This is a genomic window from Streptomyces sp. NPDC001415 (assembly GCF_053597395.1).
On sequence record NZ_JBSFIE010000006.1, the window covers coordinates 169,823 to 185,870 of the forward strand.

Annotated in this window: 16 protein-coding genes; 3 read left to right on the top strand and 13 right to left on the bottom strand. The window is 71.2% G+C overall.

Annotated features, from left to right (window positions below):
• Positions 1-20: 20 nt before the first annotated feature.
• Together ACWC2B_RS10315 and ACWC2B_RS10320 are read right to left on the bottom strand one after the other, a co-directional pair.
• Complete coding sequence (locus ACWC2B_RS10315) at positions 21-548, bottom strand: O-acetyl-ADP-ribose deacetylase (protein ID WP_450716040.1); 528 nt, start codon at positions 546-548, stop codon at positions 21-23.
• Positions 549-633: 85 nt separating this feature from the next.
• Positions 634-2,058: a phytoene desaturase family protein gene (locus ACWC2B_RS10320; protein ID WP_450716041.1), complete on the bottom strand. Its 1,425-nt coding sequence runs from the start codon at positions 2,056-2,058 to the stop codon at positions 634-636.
• 80 nt (positions 2,059-2,138) lie between these two features.
• Between ACWC2B_RS10320 and ACWC2B_RS10325 the strand changes: the two genes are divergently transcribed.
• Entirely contained in the window at positions 2,139-2,957 is an 819-nt protein-coding gene (locus tag ACWC2B_RS10325) for a nucleotidyltransferase domain-containing protein (protein WP_450716042.1), read from the top strand.
• A gap of 346 nt (positions 2,958-3,303) precedes the next feature.
• Here the strand turns inward: ACWC2B_RS10325 and ACWC2B_RS10330 are convergent, their stop codons facing one another.
• Positions 3,304-4,131 carry an inositol monophosphatase family protein gene (locus ACWC2B_RS10330; RefSeq protein WP_450716043.1) on the bottom strand — a complete coding sequence of 276 codons (828 nt, stop codon included), beginning with the start codon at positions 4,129-4,131 and terminating at the stop codon, positions 3,304-3,306.
• Positions 4,132-4,312: 181 nt separating this feature from the next.
• Here ACWC2B_RS10330 and ACWC2B_RS10335 point away from each other — a divergent pair, with 181 nt between their 5' ends.
• Both ACWC2B_RS10335 and ACWC2B_RS10340 read left to right on the top strand, forming a co-directional pair.
• A complete protein-coding gene (locus tag ACWC2B_RS10335) occupies positions 4,313-5,368 on the top strand; it encodes a lipoate--protein ligase family protein (RefSeq protein ID WP_450716044.1) in 1,056 nt (351 codons plus the stop codon).
• Positions 5,369-5,393: 25 nt separating this feature from the next.
• Positions 5,394-6,287, top strand: a complete 894-nt coding sequence (locus tag ACWC2B_RS10340) for a hypothetical protein (RefSeq protein ID WP_450716045.1) — start codon at positions 5,394-5,396, stop codon at positions 6,285-6,287.
• On the opposite strand, the gene ACWC2B_RS10345 is transcribed toward ACWC2B_RS10340, so the two are convergent.
• From ACWC2B_RS10345 to ACWC2B_RS10390, 10 genes are all read right to left on the bottom strand, one after another.
• Entirely contained in the window at positions 6,251-7,768 is a 1,518-nt protein-coding gene (locus ACWC2B_RS10345; protein ID WP_450716046.1) for an NCS1 family nucleobase:cation symporter-1, read from the bottom strand. The two genes, ACWC2B_RS10340 and ACWC2B_RS10345, sit on opposite strands and share 37 nt — an antisense overlap.
• An 80-nt stretch (positions 7,769-7,848) precedes the next feature.
• Positions 7,849-8,847 carry a TIGR03842 family LLM class F420-dependent oxidoreductase gene (locus ACWC2B_RS10350; RefSeq protein ID WP_450716047.1) on the bottom strand — a complete coding sequence of 333 codons (999 nt, stop codon included), beginning with the start codon at positions 8,845-8,847 and terminating at the stop codon, positions 7,849-7,851.
• Positions 8,848-8,854: 7 nt separating this feature from the next.
• Positions 8,855-10,258, bottom strand: a complete 1,404-nt coding sequence (hydA, locus tag ACWC2B_RS10355; protein WP_450716048.1) for a dihydropyrimidinase — start codon at positions 10,256-10,258, stop codon at positions 8,855-8,857.
• Positions 10,259-10,317: 59 nt separating this feature from the next.
• Positions 10,318-11,601, bottom strand: a complete 1,284-nt coding sequence (locus ACWC2B_RS10360; RefSeq protein ID WP_450716049.1) for an aspartate aminotransferase family protein — start codon at positions 11,599-11,601, stop codon at positions 10,318-10,320.
• Complete coding sequence (locus ACWC2B_RS10365) at positions 11,598-12,434, bottom strand: nitrilase-related carbon-nitrogen hydrolase (protein ID WP_450716050.1); 837 nt, start codon at positions 12,432-12,434, stop codon at positions 11,598-11,600. The genes ACWC2B_RS10360 and ACWC2B_RS10365 overlap by 4 nt, the downstream gene beginning before the upstream one ends.
• A 175-nt stretch (positions 12,435-12,609) precedes the next feature.
• Positions 12,610-13,110 carry an HAD family hydrolase gene (locus ACWC2B_RS10370; RefSeq protein ID WP_450716051.1) on the bottom strand — a complete coding sequence of 167 codons (501 nt, stop codon included), beginning with the start codon at positions 13,108-13,110 and terminating at the stop codon, positions 12,610-12,612.
• An 84-nt stretch (positions 13,111-13,194) separates the two neighbouring features.
• Complete coding sequence (locus tag ACWC2B_RS10375) at positions 13,195-14,427, bottom strand: alginate lyase family protein (protein ID WP_450716052.1); 1,233 nt, start codon at positions 14,425-14,427, stop codon at positions 13,195-13,197.
• A gap of 108 nt (positions 14,428-14,535) precedes the next feature.
• Positions 14,536-15,051, bottom strand: a complete 516-nt coding sequence (locus ACWC2B_RS10380; protein ID WP_450716053.1) for an NUDIX hydrolase — start codon at positions 15,049-15,051, stop codon at positions 14,536-14,538.
• Positions 15,048-15,308: a helix-turn-helix domain-containing protein gene (locus tag ACWC2B_RS10385; protein ID WP_450716054.1), complete on the bottom strand. Its 261-nt coding sequence runs from the start codon at positions 15,306-15,308 to the stop codon at positions 15,048-15,050. Before ACWC2B_RS10385 ends, ACWC2B_RS10380 begins: the two co-directional genes overlap by 4 nt.
• 140 nt (positions 15,309-15,448) lie before the next feature.
• Positions 15,449-15,958, bottom strand: coding sequence for a winged helix-turn-helix transcriptional regulator (locus tag ACWC2B_RS10390; protein WP_450716055.1), 510 nt, complete (start codon positions 15,956-15,958; stop codon positions 15,449-15,451).
• Positions 15,959-16,048 lie beyond the last annotated feature (90 nt).

Here is a 16,048-nt window from a genome sequence, read left to right on the forward strand (position 1 = left end):
GCGGGTTCGACGGCTCGGTCTCAGCCGTACAGGACCTGCGCAAACGCCTCATAGGCCGTCTCGTCGAACAGCACGAACCGGATCTCCCGCAGCGGAGTGCCACCGTGCTCGCGAGCCACGCCGATGGCGATCTCCGCCCCGTTGTCGATCGGCCAGCCGAAGATGCCCGTCGAGATCGCGGGGAAGGCGATCGTCTCGGCACCCAGCTCTTTCGCGAGCTTGAGGGACTCCTCGTAGCAGGAGGCGAGCAGCGCGCTGCGGTCCTCGTTCTTCGACCACACCGGGCCCACGGTGTGGATCACATGGCCGGCATGCAGCCGCCCGGCCGTGGTGGCGACCGCCTGCCCCGTCGCCAAACCCTTGCCGTACTTCGAGGCCCGTAGCTTGCGGCAGTCCTCCAGAATCGCGGGGCCGCCGCGCCGGTGGATGGCGCCGTCAACGCCGCCGCCTCCGAGCAGGGAGGAGTTCGCGGCGTTGACGATGACGTCCACGCTCTGCTCGGTGATGTCGCCGCGTACGAGGATGATCTCCGCCGGAGTCGATGTCATCGCCGACCGTCCCTTCGCGTTGCTCGCCACGCGGCCGGCCCGGGGATGCCGCCGCGTACCGGCACGAGCCCGGCCCCGGTCCGCGTCATCGCTGATCCGCCTTCCGCAGGCTCCGCCATACCGCCTTCGCGGCGTTGTGGCCCGACATGCCGTGCACGCCCGGGCCCGGCCACGCGGCCGACGAGCACAGGAACACCGATGGGTGGCGGGTCGTGTACGGGAACAGGGAGATCTTCGGGCGGAGCAGCAGCTGGATGCCGCGGGCCGCGCCGCAGGCGATGTCGCCGCCCACGTAGTTGGCGTTGCGCTCGGCGAGTTGGGGCGGGCCCGCGGTCGCGCGCGCGAGGATCCGGTCGCGGAAACCGGGCGCGAACCGCTCGATCTGCCGCTCTATGGCGTCCGTGAAGTCGCCCTGCCACCCGTTGGGGACATGGCCGTACGCCCAGAACACATGCTTGCCCTCGGGCGCGCGGGACGGGTCCACGAGGCTGGGCTGGGCGGTGATCAGGAACGGGGTGTCGGGGGCCGTGCCGCCGGAGGCCTGACTCAGGGCGGTGCCGATTTCACGGCTGGAGGGGCCGATCTGGACGGTCCCGGCGAGCCGGGGCTCGTTCGCCGTCCAGGGCACTGGCCCGTCCAGGGCGTAATCGATCTTGAAGACGGCAGCCCCGTACTTGTAGCCGTCGTACGCACGGCCCAGGCCCGCGATCCGGGCCAGCGCGGTGGGCGAGGTGTCGAAGAGGTAGCTGCGGGCCGGCGGCAGGTCGTCGAGCCGCTTGACCTCGAACCCGGTGTGGACGGCGCCGCCCAGGTCGCGCAGGTACGCGGTGAGCGCGTCCGAGATCGACTGGGAGCCGCCGCGCGGCAGCGGCCAGCCGTTCTCGTGCGCGGCCAGCGCGAAGAGCATCCCGACGCCGCCCGTGGCCAGACCGTTGAGCGGGGCGATGACATGGGCGACGAGCCCGGCCATCAGGGCCCGCGCCCGGTCGTCCCGGAAGCGCCGCATCAGCCAGCTGTACGGCGGCAGGCCCACCGTCCCGAACCGGGCGAGGCCGATCGGGTCGCGCGGCAGCGCGGTCAGCGGCAGCGACATGAAGTCCCGCGCCAGGACGTCCCACTTGCCGAGGAAGGGGGCCATCAGCCGGCGGTACGTGCCGGCGTCGCGCGGTCCGAAGGACGCCGCGGTCTCGGAGACCGAGCGGGACAGGACGGCCGCCGTGCCGTCGTCGAAGGGGTGCGCCATCGGCAGCTCGGGGTGCAGCCATTCCAGGCCGTACCGGTCGAGCGGCATGTTCCGGAAGGCGGGCGAGCCGATGCCCAGGGGGTGGACCGCGGAGCACGGGTCGTGGCGGAAGCCGGGGAGGGTGAGTTCCTCGGTCCTGGCGCCGCCGCCCACGGTGTCCTTGGCCTCGAAGACCTCAACGCGCAAGCCCCTCCTGGCCAGTTCGACCGCAGCGGTCAGCCCGTTGGGTCCCGCCCCCACGACGACGGCATCGAGCATCGACGGCACCTCGGACTCCTCACGCCACGGCCAAGGACCCCAGGATATTCCGGTGCACCGACAATCCTGCCCGGGGTAGCGTCCGGCCGGTGAACTCGCACACGGACGCCGCCTTCAGCCACCGTATTTCCGCAGTCGCCGAGCGGCTCACCGAGGTGCCCGGGGTGCGGGCCGTCGCCCTCGGCGGCAGCCGCGCCCGCGGTACGCACCGGCCGGACTCCGACTGGGACCTGGGGCTCTACTACCGGGGTGACCTGGACGTTTCCGCGCTGGCCCGGCTGGCCGAAGAGGTCACGGGCACCGCGGTGGAGGTGGCAGGGCCCGGCGGCTGGGGGCCCTGGGTGAACGGCGGGGCCTGGCTGACCCTCGACGGCGTCGCGGTCGACTGGATCCTGCGTGACCTCGACCGGGTCGAGCGCGTCTGGGCGGACTGCCTGGAGGGCCGGTACGAGGTCGGCGTACAGCCCGGCCACCCGCTCGGCTTCTGGTCGCCGACGTACCCCGGCGAGGTCGCCCTCGGCCGCGTACTGGCCGATCCCCGGGGCGAGTTGACGACCCTCCAGGAGGCGGTACGGGACTACCCGGAGCCGTTGCGGGCGGCGCTGGTCGGGGCGGCCTGGGAGGCGGAGTTCTCGGTGGCGGTCGCCCGCAAGTCGGTGGGCGCCGGGGACGTGCTGCATGTCTCGCTCTGCCTGTCGCGGGCACTGGGCATCCTGGCGCAGTCGCTGCACGCCCATCATCGGCGCTGGCTCCTGAACGAGAAGGGAGCGCTGGCCTCGGCGGCGGCCCTTCCAGCGGCCCCGCGGGACTTCGCGCCGCGCGCGGCGGCGGCCCTGAGCGGCCTCGACGCCGGGGCGGTGGAGCTGGCTGCGACCCTGGTGAGCGAGGTACGAGCAGCGCTGCGCTGACACCCCCGGGGCTCCGCCGCACGACTCCGGGGGTGGGGTGCGCTGGGGCTCTGGCCCAGACGCTGATTGCCCCCTCCCCGCCCCTTCCCGAAACCCGCCGGGGGTTGGGACGAGAGAGGAAAGCCGGGTTTCCTGGGGCTCCGCCCCAGACCCCGTTCGCGCCTAGAGGGCGCTCGTCCTCAAACGCCGGACGGGCTGGGTATGCACCCTGACAGGGTCGATGCCGCGAGAGGCGCGGGGCTGTGACATCGTGCGGCTCCGCCGCGCGGGCGCGACCAGCCACCCCCGGTCCGCAGGCGAAAGGCGTCGGGGGCAGGGGGCGAGCCCCCTCGGAGGCTCGGGCGCCTCACTCCCCCGCCAGAAGCCCCCGCATCCGCTCCGCCGTCGCCGCGTCCCGCGCCGCCGTGAACGGGAGCACGTTGCCCCCGGTGATCCGGAAGGGCTCACCCGCGATCGTGGTCTGCGCGCCGCCCGCCTCGGCGATCAGGAGCAGGCCCGCCGCGTGGTCCCACGCGTACTCCCACGTGAAGGCGAGTGCGTCGAGCTCCCCGCGGGCTATCGCCAGGTATTCGAGACCGGCCGAGCCGCACGGCCGCAGTTGGACGCCCTCGGTGCGCAGGCCGAGGAGGGACCGCTTCTGCTCGGGCGTCGTGTAGTCCGGGTGGGACGTGGCCACCTCAAGGATCGCGCCGGGTTCCGGTGAACCGGCGTGCAGCGGCTCGCCGTTGAGGGTGGCGCCCCCGCCCCGTATCGCCACGGCCATCTCGTCGAGCGCCGGCGCGTACGTCCAGGACGCGAGCAGCTCGCCCCGGTGGGCGAGGGCGACCAGCGTGCAGAACCCGGCTTCGCCGCGGACGAACTGACGGGTGCCGTCCACCGGGTCGACGATCCACACCGGCGCGTCGCCGCGCAGCGCCTGGTATGCCGCCGGGTCCGCGTGCACGGCCTCCTCGCCGACGACCACCGAGCCGGGAAGTATCGCGGTGAGGGAGGCGGTGAGATGCTCCTCCGCGAGCCGGTCGGCGACCGTCACCAGGTCGTGCGGGCCGTTCTTCTCGACGATCTCGTGCGCGGCGAGCTGCCGGAACCGCGGCATGATCTCGGCGGCGGCCGCCTTGCGGACCGCCTCTTCCACTGCTGCCGGGCCACCTGCCATGAATCCTTCGTCGATCATGCGTCCAGCAAAGCACGCGGCACTGACAATCAGCGAGCCGCATCCGAACCCCCGGCGAACCCCACACGGCTTCGGCGTGAACATCCCAGCCCTACGCCCACCTCCTGAGCAAGCCCCCCGCCCCGGAATACCGCCCGCCCGATTACCGTTGAGCCCGCTCGGAGCAGATGGAGGCAAATCGGTGCACGGCGAATACAAGGTCCCCGGCGGCAAGCTCGTCGTGGTCGACCTCGACACCCGCGACGGAGTCCTGCGGGACGTGACGGTCGCGGGCGACTTCTTCCTCGAACCCGACGAGGCGATCCTGGCGATCAACACGGCCCTGGAAGGCGCCCCCGCCGACACCGAAGCCGCCGGGCTCGCGGCCCGGATCGACGCGGCGCTGCCGCCCGGCACCACCATGTACGGCCTGACCTCGGAGGGCGTGGCCGTCGCCGTGCGCCGTGCGCTGGCTCACGCCACCGACTGGAACGACTACGACTGGCAGCTGATCCACGAGGCCCCGCAGTCGCCCGCGCTGCACATGGCCCTCGACGAGGTCATCACCGCCGAGGTAGCTGCCGGGCGCCGCCCGCCGACGCTGCGGGTGTGGGAGTGGGGAGCGCCCGCCGTGGTCATCGGCAGCTTCCAGTCGCTGCGCAACGAGGTCGACCCGGAGGGCGCCGAACGCCACGGCATCACGGTCGTGCGGCGGATCAGCGGTGGTGGTGCCATGTTCATCGAGCCCGGCAACACGATCACGTACTCGCTGTCCGTGCCCGACGCCCTCGTGCAGGGGCTGTCCTTCGCGGACAGTTACGCCTATCTCGACGACTGGGTCCTGGGCGCGCTCGGCGACATGGGCGTCAAGGCCTGGTACCAGCCGCTCAACGACATCGCGACCGAGGCCGGCAAGATCGCGGGCGCGGCGCAGAAGAGGATGGTCGCGGACGACGGCGCGGTACTGCACCACGTGACGATGGCGTACGACATCGACGCGGACAAGATGCTGGACGTGCTGCGCATCGGCAAGGAGAAGCTGTCCGACAAGGGCACGAAGAGCGCGAAGAAGCGCGTCGACCCGCTGCGGCGGCAGACCGGGCTGCCGCGCGAGGCCGTGATCGAGCGGATGATCGCTTCGTTCCGTTCCCGGTACGGTCTGTCCGAGGGCAAGGTCACCGACGAGGAGATGGCCCGGGCGCGCGAGCTCGCGGCGACCAAGTTCAGCAGCGAGGAATGGACGGCGCGCGTGCCGTAACCCGGGCGGGGAGAGGGAGCGGGGCATGGCGGAGCAGTCGCTGTACGTCGACGGGCCCGCCGTTCCCGCGCTACGCGTGGAGACCGCGTCCGGCAGGCGGCTGCTCCTGCGCCAGGGCACGGACCCCGTGCTCTTCGCGGTCCAGCGGGCCACCCACCGCGGGCTCTACTACGCGAGGACCGGCCGCTACGTCTCGCCGGTTCCGCCGCTGCGGTCCGCCCTCGCCCGCTCCTTCCCGGCATCGCCCGAGTGGTCGGCCCGCTGGGCGCACCACTTCACCGCCGAGCTCCGCACCAGCCCCAACGGCCCTTTCCACCAAGGGAGTTGGAACCTCCTTCGCTCGCTGCCCAACTGGTTCGCCGACGTCAACTGGCCCAAGCTCCTCGCGCACGATCCCGACCGGGGTCATCTGACCTGGTTCGGCTACGGCGACCCGGTCGAGGACGCCCGCGATCTGCTTCCGCTGCGGAGGCTGTCCGCCCCGGACGCCCCGCGCGTGAAGGCCTACCGGCGCCAGTACCGCGAGGGGGTGCTGCCCCCGGTGCTGCTGTGGTGGATCAGCGGCCTCAACTCCCCCGTCGTACTGGACGGCCACGACCGCCTCACGGCCGCGCTCGCGGAAGGCGGCCGCCCCGAACTCCTCGTCCTGGCCCGCGCGACGCCCGACGGCTGGGCCGAGCAGCCCATGCGCCAACGCATTGAGGCGTACGAGCATCACGTGCGGGCGGTGGAGGCGAGCGGTGGGCCGCTTGCGTCGACTCGGATTTCTCATGCGTCCCGCGGGCTCGCGGCCGATCTCACCACCCTGGACGACGCCGCCGTCCTCACCCGCGCCTGGCCCCTGCCGGGCGGCCCCGGGGCCTGGCAGCGGGCGGTCGACGGCTATGCGCCGGGCTGGAAGCCGGGCCCTGAGGACTGACGGCGCGTCCCCGCCGACAGCACGACGTACAGGATCAGTGCCGAGCCCAGCCCCACCGCCCAGCCGTAGTCCGCGAGCGGTTTCAGGAAGGGGATCAGGCCGTCCGTGGGGAACGGCCCCGCCTTGGCACCCTTCTCGTCGAGCGTGGAGTACGAGCCGCCGACCGCGAGCACCCCGCCGACCAGGAACGCGGCCACCGCCCGCAAGTTCCAGCCGCCCGTGTACCAGTAGCGGCCGCCCGGCCGGTACAGGTCGGCGACGTCAAGGACCGTGCGGCGTACCACCCAGTAGTCGGCGATGAGGATCCCGGCGACCGTGCCGAGCAGCCCGCCCACGACGCCGAGCCAGGTGAAGATGTACAGCTCGGGCGTCGAGGTCAGCTTCCACGGGAGGATCAGGACGCCGACGATGCCCGTAATGAGCGCTCCCCGGCGGAAGTTGATGAGTTTCGGGGCCAGATTCGCCAGGTCGTACGCGGGGGATACGACATTCGCCGCGATGTTTACCGAGATCGTCGCTACCAGGACCGTCAGCAGCGCGAAGAGCAGGCCGAAGACGTTGTCCGTCTTGGCGACCAGGTCGACCGGGCTCCAGATCGGCACCCCGTACACCGCCTGGGAGCCGGAGGTGACCAGGACCGACAGGAGCGCGAAGGCCGTCATCGTCGTGGGCAGACCCAGCGTCTGGCCCCAGACCTGGGCGCGCTGCCCCTTGCCGAAGCGGGTGAAGTCCGGGATGTTCAGCGACAGCGTCGCCCAGAAGCCGATCATGCCCATGAGGGACGGGAAGAAGACGGGCCAGAAGTCGGGGCCCCAGCCGTGTTTGGAGGGCTGGTCGAGGAGCGGGCCGAAGCCGCCCGCCTTGTGCGCGATCCAGGCCAGCAGGACCAGCGCGCCGACGATGACGAAGGGCGCCGCCCAGTTCTCGAAGCGGCGCAGAGTCTCCATGCCCCGGTAGATGATGGCGAGTTCGAGCGCCCAGAACAGGACGAAGCAGAGCCAGAGCGTCCAGGGCTGGCCGCCGATCGACGCCACGTCCGCCCAGCCGCCGAAGATCTTGCCGAGCAGTACGAAGATGCCCTGGCCGCCGATCCAGGTCTGTATGCCGAACCAGCAGCAGGCGACGGCGGCCCGGATCATGGCCGGCAGGTTGGCGCCGCGCAGCCCGAAGGAGGCGCGGGCCAGGACCGGGAACGGGATCCCGTATTTGGGGCCAGCGTGCCCGGTCAGGAGCATCGGCACCAGAACGATCAGGTTGGCCAGGGCGATGGTGAAGACCGCCTGCTTCCAGTCCATGCCGAGCGCGACCAGACCGGAAGCAAGCGTCCAGGAGGGGATGTTGTGGGCCATGCCGACCCACAGGGCGGCGAAGTTGTACGTCGTCCAGGTGCGTCCCTCGGGCGGCACCGGCCGCAGGTCCTCGTTGGCGAACCGGCCCTCCTGCGGGCCGACCGAGGTGGGTATGGCGGTGGTTTCGGTCATGTGCAGGCCATTCGTTCGGGGAGAGCGGCGAGGGCTGTGAGGGGCGAACGAGCCTTGCTGACAAGCGAGTTGATGAGCCGTCAGCACAGGGCGGGGATGATCTGCTCTCCGTAGGCGTCGATGACGGCCTCGCGGGCGTCGTGCATGGCGTACAGCGCGAACTGGTCTACGCCGAGTTCGCGCAGCGCCTTCAGCTTCTCGATGTGTGCCTGGGGCGGGCCGAGCAGGCAGAAGCGGTCGACGATCTCGTCGGGTACGAAGGCGGTGTCCGGGTTGTCGGTGCGGCCGTGGTGGCTGTAGTCGTAGCCCTGGCGCTGCTTGATGTACTCGGTGAGCGCCTCGGGGACGAGACCGGAGTGCTCGCCGTAGCGGGCCACCAGGTCGGCGACGTGATTGCCGACCATGCCGCCGAACCAGCGGCACTGCTCGCGGGCGTGGGCCAGGTCGTCGCCGACGTAGGCGGGTGCTGCGACGCAGATCGTGATCGAGGCGGGGTCGCGGCCCGCGTCGGCGGCGGCCTTGCGGACCGCCTTGACCATCCACTCGGTGAGGAAGGGGTCGGCGAGCTGGAGGATGAAGCCGTCGGCCTTCTCCCCGGCGAGCGCGAGGGCCTTGGGGCCGTACGCCGCCATCCAGACGGGCAGCTTTCCGTCCTTCACCCAGGGCAGTCGCAGGCGCTGCCCGTCGACCTCGGCCTCGCGGCCCTCGGCGAGGTCGCGGATGACGCCCATCGCCTCGCCGAGCCGGGCCAGGGTGTTGGGTTGGCGGCCCGCCACCCGCATCGCGGAGTCGCCGCGCCCGATGCCGCAGACGGTCCGGTTGCCGTACATGTCGTTCAGGGTGGCGAAGGTGGAGGCGGTGACCTCCCAGGTGCGGGTGCCGGGGTTGGTGACCATCGGGCCGACGGTCAGTTTGGTGGTGTGTTCCAGGATGCGGCTGTAGATCACGAAGGGCTCCTGCCAGAGCACCGCCGAGTCGAAGGTCCAGCCGTAGCGGAATCCGTTGCGTTCCGCGCGGCGCATCAGGCCGACGACGGCCGAGGCGGGCGGATCGGTCTGCAGGACGAGTCCGAAGTCCATGGTGCTCCTAGCCGAGGTACTGACAGGTGGCGCGCGGTACGTAGCAGCCGTGCCCGGCCCGTCCGGTGAACTGCCGGTCGTGGATGACGGGTTCGCCCCGCGAGAGCACCGTCTCGACGCGGCCGGTGACCCGCCTGCCCTCGTACGCCGAGTAGTCCACGTTCATGTGGTGGGTCTCGGCGGAGATGACCTGCTCGGCGTGCGGATCGTAGATGACGACGTCGGCGTCGGCGCCCGGGGCGATCGTGCCCTTCTTCGGGTAGAGGCCGAACATCCGGGCCGGGGACGCGCAGGCGATCTCGATCCAGCGGCGGCGCGAGATGTGCCCGTCGAGGACGGCCTGGTGGAGGAGGTCCATGCGGTTCTCCACCCCGGGCAGGCCGTTGGGGATCTTGGAGAAGTCGCCGCGGCCCAGTTCCTTCTGGCCCGTGAAGCAGAACGGGCAGTGGTCGGTGGACACCACCTGGAGGTCGTTGGTGCGCAGGCCCCGCCACAGGGCGGCCTGGTGTTCCTTGGGGCGCAAGGGAGTTGAGCACACGTACTTGGCGCCCTCGAAGTCCGGCTCGGCGAGGTTGTCGGTGGACAGGAACAGGTACTGCGGGCAGGTCTCGCCGAAGACCGGGAGCCCCCTGTCGCGGGCGCCGGCCAGTTCGGTGAGCGCCTCCTCGGCCGATACGTGCACGACGTAGAGGGGGGCGCCCGCGACCCGGGCGAGCTGGATCGCCCGGTGGGTGGCCTCGGCCTCAAGGAGGGCCTTGCGCACCTCGCCGTGGTGGCGGGGGTCGGTCTCGCCGCGCGCGAGGGCCTGCTCGACCAGGACGTCGATGGCGATGCCGTTCTCGGCGTGCATCATGATCAGCCCGCCGTTGGCGGCCGAGCGCTGCATCGCGCGCAGGATCTGCCCGTCGTCGCTGTAGAAGACGCCCGGGTACGCCATGAAGAGCTTGAAGGACGTGATGCCCTCCTCGACAAGGAGGTCCATCTCCTTCAGGGACGACTCGTTGACGTCGGAGAGGATCATGTGGAAGCCGTAGTCGATGGCGCACCGGCCGTCCGCCTTGGCGTACCAGGCGTCGAGACCGGCCCGCAGGGCCTGGCCCTGCGACTGCACGGCGAAGTCGACGATGGTGGTGGTGCCGCCCCAGGCGGCGGCGCGGGTGCCGGTCTCGAAGGTGTCGGAGGCGAAGGTGCCGCCGAAGGGCAGTTCCATGTGGGTGTGGGCGTCGACGCCGCCCGGGATCACGTACTTGTCGGTGGCGTCGAGAGTGCGGTCCGCGGTCCAGCCCTGGGCCACGGTCGAGCCGTGCGCCGCCATGGCCGCGATGCGGCCGTCCTCGATCAGCAGATCGGCGTGCGTCTCCTCGGCGGCGGTGATGACCAGGCCGCCTCGGATGAGGGTGCGGGTACTCATGGGTGGAGCTCCCTTTCGTACACGTACAAGTACACGTACAAGTGCTTGAGGTACGTCAACTACACGGTGCGCAGGGCGCGTTCGAGGATCGACGCGCCCTCCTCGGCCTCCGCGACGGTGAGCGTGAGGGGCGGTGCGACGCGCAGCACGCTGGTGTCGTGGCCGCCGCCCTTGCCGATGAGGAGGCCGCCTTCGCGGGCGGCTTCGAGGACCGCGGCCGCGGCTTCGGGGTTGGCCTCGTCGGTGCCGGGCTTGACCAGTTCGATGCCGGCCATCAGGCCCCGGCCGCGCACTTCGCGGACGACCGGGAGCTGGGCGCCGATCGCGCGCAGCCGCTCGATGAGCAGTCCGCCGACGCGGCGGGCGTTGCCCTGGAGGTCGTGTTCGAGGAGGTACGTGAGGTTGGCGAGGCCGGCGGCCATGGTGACCGGGGAGCCGCCGAAGGTCGAAATGGAGTTGGAATCAAGGCAGTTCATGACCTCGGCGCGGGCGACGACGCCGCCGATGGACATGCCGTTGCCGATGCCCTTGGCGAAGGTGAGGAGGTCGGGCGGGCCGCTGCGGTCGTGCGCCTGCCAGCCCCAGAAGTGGTCGCCGGTGCGGCCCCAGCCGGTCTGCACCTCGTCGGTGATCCACAGGATGCCGTGCCGGTCGAGGACCTCGCGGAACGCGGCGTACAGGCCGTCGGGCGGTGAGGTGAAGCCGCCGACTCCCTGGATGGGTTCGGCGATCAGCGCGGCCACGTTGCGGGTGTGGCCGAGCAGGTCTTCGAGGTCGGCGACGCAGGCCTCGATGAACTGGCTGTCGCTGAGGTGCGCGTACGGGCCGCGGGCGCGGACGCCGCCGTGCACGTACAGCGTCTGGAGCGGCGAGAGGCTGGTCGGGGACCAGGCGTGGTTGCCGGTGATGCCCACGGCGCTGAAGGAGCGGCCGTGGTAGCTGTTGCGCATCGCGAGGATCTGGTTGGAATTGCGGTACGCGGTCGCGAGCAGCAGCGCGGTGTCGTTGGCCTCGGTGCCGGAGGTGGTGAAGAAGACCCGGGCGTCGGGGATGCCGGACAACTGGGCGATGCGCTCGGCGAGTTCGACCATCTGCCGGTTGAGGTAGAGGGTCGAGGAGTGGATGATCCGGCCGGCCTGTTCGGCGACGGCCTTGGTGACCTCGGGCAGCGCGTGCGCGGTCATCGTGGTGAGGATGCCGCCGAAGAAGTCGAGGTACTTGTTTCCGTCGGCGTCCCAGACGTGCCGGCCCTCGCCGTGGGTGATCTCGATGGGCTGCTTGTAGTAGAGCGCGAGCCAGTTGGGCAGGACGGCCCGGTGGCGGTCGTGGAGGCGACGGGTCACGGCTTCACCAGGCCTTCGTAGGCGTCGGGGCGGCGGTCTCGGTAGAACGCCCACTGCTGGCGGACTTCCTCGATGAGGCCGAAGTCGAGGTCGCGCACGAGGAGTTCCTCCTCCTTGTCGCTGGCGACCTCGCCGACGAACTGGCCGCGCGGGTCGACGAAGTAGCTCGTCCCGTAGAAGTCGTTGTCGCCGTACTCCTCGCGGCCGACCCGGTTGATGGCGGCGATGAAGTACTCGTTGGCGACGGCGGACGCGGGCTGCTCCAGCTGCCACAGGTAGGCGGAGAGGCCGCGCGAGGTGGCTGAGGGGTTGTAGACCAACTGGGCTCCGTTCAGGCCGAGTTGGCGCCAGCCCTCGGGGAAGTGGCGGTCGTAGCAGATGTAGACGCCGACCTTGCCGACGGCCGTGTCGAAGACCGGCCAGCCGAGGTTTCCCGGTTTGAAGTAGTACTTCTCCCAGAAGCCCTTGACCTGGGGGATGTGGTGCTTGCGGTACTTGCCGAGGTAGCTGCCGTCGGCGTCGATGACGGCGGCGGTGTTGTAGTAGAAGCCCTCGATCTCGAAGACCGGGACGACGATGACCATCCCGGTCTCGCGGGCGAGTGCCTTCATCCGGGTGACGGTGGGGCCGTCCGGGACGGGTTCGGCCCAGCGGTAGTGCTCGGCCTCCTGCACCTGGCAGAAGTAGGGGGCGTTGAACACCTCCTGGAAGCCGATGATCTTCGCACCCTGGCGGGCCGCTTCGCGGGCGTGTTCCTCATGCTTGGCGATCATGGAATCGGTGTCGCCGGTCCAGGTCGCCTGAACCAGTGCGGCGCGCACGACATTGGCCATGAGCTGCTCCTTCGACGGGTCGTCAGCCAGCCAAATCCACACGCGTAGATCCGTGTGTGGATGAGACCGTAAGGCGCGTCACGCACCGTGGCAAGACCATCGCCGTTACGGCGAGGCTAATTGCGGCGCCACAGGTCAACCCCCGGTGGACGGATCCCGCGCACCTGACGCGGCGTCACCTTCGGCGGACCTCGGCTGCCGGCAGGCGGTCCCAGGTGCCGCGCCGGGCGTGGCGCAGCAGGACCGGGTCGTCGCCGACGACCACGGGGTGGCCGACCTCGGCGAGCAGCGGCAGGTCCGCGGCCTCGTCCGCGTACGCGTAGCAGCGGGCGGCCAGGATGCCCCGCTCGCGCAGCAGGGCGCGGGCCGCGTATCCCTTGCCCTGGCCGATCATGGGGGCCCGCGGGCGGGAGCAGAGGACGGCGTCGGGGGCGAGGTGGCGGACTATCGGTTCGAGCTCGGCGGCGCTCGCGGGCGAGACGAGCACGACGAGGTGGCCGAGGGCGGCGTGGCCGTGCAGCGCCGCGAGGACCGGCGGGTGCCACAGTCGGCCGAGCGGCCCGGCGACACCAGCCAGGTCCGGCGCGGCGAGCAGGGTGCCCTCCACGTCGAAGAAGGCGGCGACGGTGGGCCGCAGCGGGCGGTCGTCGGGCCGGATGCGGCGGGTCGTGTCCATTGCTACGGACCATGCCCAGCTCGCGGCCGGACTCAATCCCCCATCTTCAACGCTCTGTTGAATTCGTCCGGAAACCGGCCCGCCCTACAAGGCCGCTCCCGGATTCTGCGCGTGGGTCAGCGTCTCCCAGGCGACGAAGAGCCCGTCGGTGCCACCGGGGCGCTGCTGCTCCGCGAGCTCCCGCGTATCGGGGAGTGTCATATGCAGCCGGTTCTGGAGGTGGTTGAGCAGCACTTCGACGTCCGGCCCCATGGTCCGCTCGACGTTGCCACCGCACAGCCAGGGCGGGGCCTCGGCGCCCAACTGGTAACGGGCGTGGAACTCCAGGGCCTCCTTCAGCCGCCGGGCCGTCGGCCCGTACAGGTCGACACCCTGCTGCCAGGCCGTCTCGGCGATGTGGCCGGAGGCGGCGAGGGAGTACCCGATGTGCATGAAGTTGCGGCAGGTCTCCTGGCCGAGCCCGTCCACGTACGTGCGCTGGCCGAACCAATACGCCGCGAGCTTGTCCGGGGTGTTCATCGAGCCGCCGGGCGGCGGCTTGGGCAGCTTGCCGTCCGAGGCGAGGTAGAAGTAGGCGGGAACGCGCGCCCGGTAGCGGTCCAGCGCCTCCTCGAAGATCTTGTGGTCCTCGACGAACACGCCGATACCGATGGCCGCGTCGGTCATCGCGAGTTCCCAATTCCCGTTGTAATCGGGGACTTTGGCGGTGACGGCGGGCAGATAGGCCTTGCGCAGCATCCCCTTGAAGCGCTGCACGGCCGGACCCTTCCACGGCGGGTAACCCGCGTGCACGATGTCGGCGGCGCGTGCCCAGGTCGAGCCCGCCCAGGCGGTCTGGAGATCGGCGTTGCCCTCGGTGTGCCGCTTGATCACCTGCGACCAGCCATCCATGATCTCGACGGCCTTCCTGGCATGCGCCTCGTTGCCGTTGGCGCTCCACAGCAGCGCCTGGGTGTACGCGGCGATGGCGTCCTCGCGTTCGGCAAGACAGGCGGGCGGGCCCGCGTTCGGCGGGCACGGGACGACCTCGGCGGGGTGCGGGGTGTAGGCGAGCGAGCCGTAACGGCTGGTCCGCATCTGCTCGTACGCCGAGCTCCACGGCTCCTCGCCGGCCCGCACCTTCGCCCGCATCGTGTCGAGCTGGCTCCTGCCAACGACGACGCCGGGGTGGCGGAAGACCAGCGCCGCGAGGTTCGCGTGCCCCGCAGCGGAGGCGGCGGAGCCGGGCGCGCAGGCGGCGAGCAGCGCCAGCACGCAGAAAGCGGCCACCAGCACTGGACGGCGGCGGCGCGGAGGGGACTGAGACGGATTGGCCACGCTCCAACGGTCGCCCCGGGCACCCACCCACGCAGGATCTGTTGCGCCGAACAGGCAGCCCGGGGCTATTCTCCGGCTACGTCCTCCAGGCGCCCCCTCGGCGCGGGTTCAGCCGACGGTGTCCGGCCTGCCGCGGACCGGTACGTATCCCAGGTCGGCGGGGCGATCGCCGGGAGACCAGCGGTCGAGGAGGTCGTGCAACTGGGGCGGCCAGATCTGCTCGTCCGTGTCGCGCAGTTCCTCGGAGGTCCACCAGCGCCAGCCGAGAATGCCGTCCGCGAGGTGGTCGGCCTCGGTTTCGGGGCCGAGCTCGCGGCGGGGTCCGGGGGCGTCGACCAGGTAGATGTGCTCGTGCTGGCGGACGGGAATCCCGGCACGGGTGAAGTCATGGGTCCAGGTGCACAGGAGCGGGCCCGGTTCCAGGTCGTGCCAGCCGGTCTCCTCGCGCAGCTCGCGGCGGGCGCCTTCGCGCGGGGGCTCCCCCGGGTCCAGGCCGCCGCCGGGCATCGCCCAGTGGGGGCCGACCTCTTCGTTCTCGTATCGCAGGAGCAGCACCGCGCCGAGGGGGTCCCGTACGGCAGTGCGGGCCGCCTGCCTCGGCGTGCGCGGCTTGGGCGCTGTCACGCGGCGACCGCGGGCGGCATCTCGCAGTCGGTCACGATCTCGTCCATGGACAGGCCGAGGACCGAGGCAAGGGCCGCCACCGTGAAGAACGCCGGGGTCGGCGCGCGACCCGTCTCGATCTTGCGCAGGGTCTCGGCGGAGAGGCCCGCCGCGGCCGCGATCTCCGTCATGCTGCGGTCGCCCCGCGCCGAGCGGAGCAACCGGCCGAGCCGCTCGCCGCGTTCACGCTCTGCGGGGGTCAGGGGGGTGCGGACCATGCGGTGATTCTAGGCGGTTGCGAGCCGGCGCGGAGAGTCGTCCGCGAGCCCGTCCGTGGCTGGTCGTGCCCACGCGCCGGAGCCGCACACGTGACAGCCCCGCGCCCCTGTCAGGGTTGCGGCTCAGCCGGCGCCCGATCTCATTCGGCCCCCAGTTCCGACCACCCCGGTACCTCGAACCGTACGGTCAGGTCCGCCCGGCGGACCTCCTCGCCGCAGTCGCGGCACGTCACCGCGGGGTCGAGATCCGCCCCGCACTTGTGCCGCCAGACGGTCGGGGGCACCTCGGCGAGGTGGCGGTCGCCCCAGTTCATGAGCATCAGCAGGACCGGGCGCAGTTCCTGGCCCGCCGGGGTCGCGCGGTACTCGTAGCGGGCCGGGCGCTCGCTGTAGAGGGTGCGCTCCAGGACGCCGGCGTCGACGAGGGTGCGCAGCCGGGTGGTGAGGATGTCGCGGGGGGCGCCGGTGTTCTTGGCGATGGCGTCGAAGCGGTGGACGCCGAAGAAGACCTCGCGCAGCACGAGCAGTGAGTACTTCTCGCCGACCACCGAGAGCGCGTCGGCGATCGAGCACGGCCGGGGGTTCTTGCCCCGCGCGGTGCGGGCGGCGCTCGGGGCGGGCTTGTGGTGCGGCTGCTCGGACACGTTCATGGGGCCACGGTAATCGAGCCGAAAGGAGTCCGTTGGATTTTCCTACTCATGGAGTTACAGTGAGTCCAGTTTTCCAACCTACTCACGAGT

Coding starts and splice junctions, on each gene's coding strand:
- ACWC2B_RS10315 (WP_450716040.1), bottom strand. CDS start 548: ATGACATCGACTCCGGCGGAGATCATCCTCGTACGCGGCGACATCACC.
- ACWC2B_RS10330 (WP_450716043.1), bottom strand. CDS start 4,131: ATGATCGACGAAGGATTCATGGCAGGTGGCCCGGCAGCAGTGGAAGAG.
- ACWC2B_RS10340 (WP_450716045.1), top strand. CDS start 5,394: ATGGCGGAGCAGTCGCTGTACGTCGACGGGCCCGCCGTTCCCGCGCTA.
- ACWC2B_RS10345 (WP_450716046.1), bottom strand. CDS start 7,768: ATGACCGAAACCACCGCCATACCCACCTCGGTCGGCCCGCAGGAGGGC.
- ACWC2B_RS10350 (WP_450716047.1), bottom strand. CDS start 8,847: ATGGACTTCGGACTCGTCCTGCAGACCGATCCGCCCGCCTCGGCCGTC.
- hydA (WP_450716048.1), bottom strand. CDS start 10,258: ATGAGTACCCGCACCCTCATCCGAGGCGGCCTGGTCATCACCGCCGCC.
- ACWC2B_RS10365 (WP_450716050.1), bottom strand. CDS start 12,434: ATGGCCAATGTCGTGCGCGCCGCACTGGTTCAGGCGACCTGGACCGGC.
- ACWC2B_RS10370 (WP_450716051.1), bottom strand. CDS start 13,110: ATGGACACGACCCGCCGCATCCGGCCCGACGACCGCCCGCTGCGGCCC.
- ACWC2B_RS10385 (WP_450716054.1), bottom strand. CDS start 15,308: ATGGTCCGCACCCCCCTGACCCCCGCAGAGCGTGAACGCGGCGAGCGG.
- ACWC2B_RS10390 (WP_450716055.1), bottom strand. CDS start 15,958: ATGAACGTGTCCGAGCAGCCGCACCACAAGCCCGCCCCGAGCGCCGCC.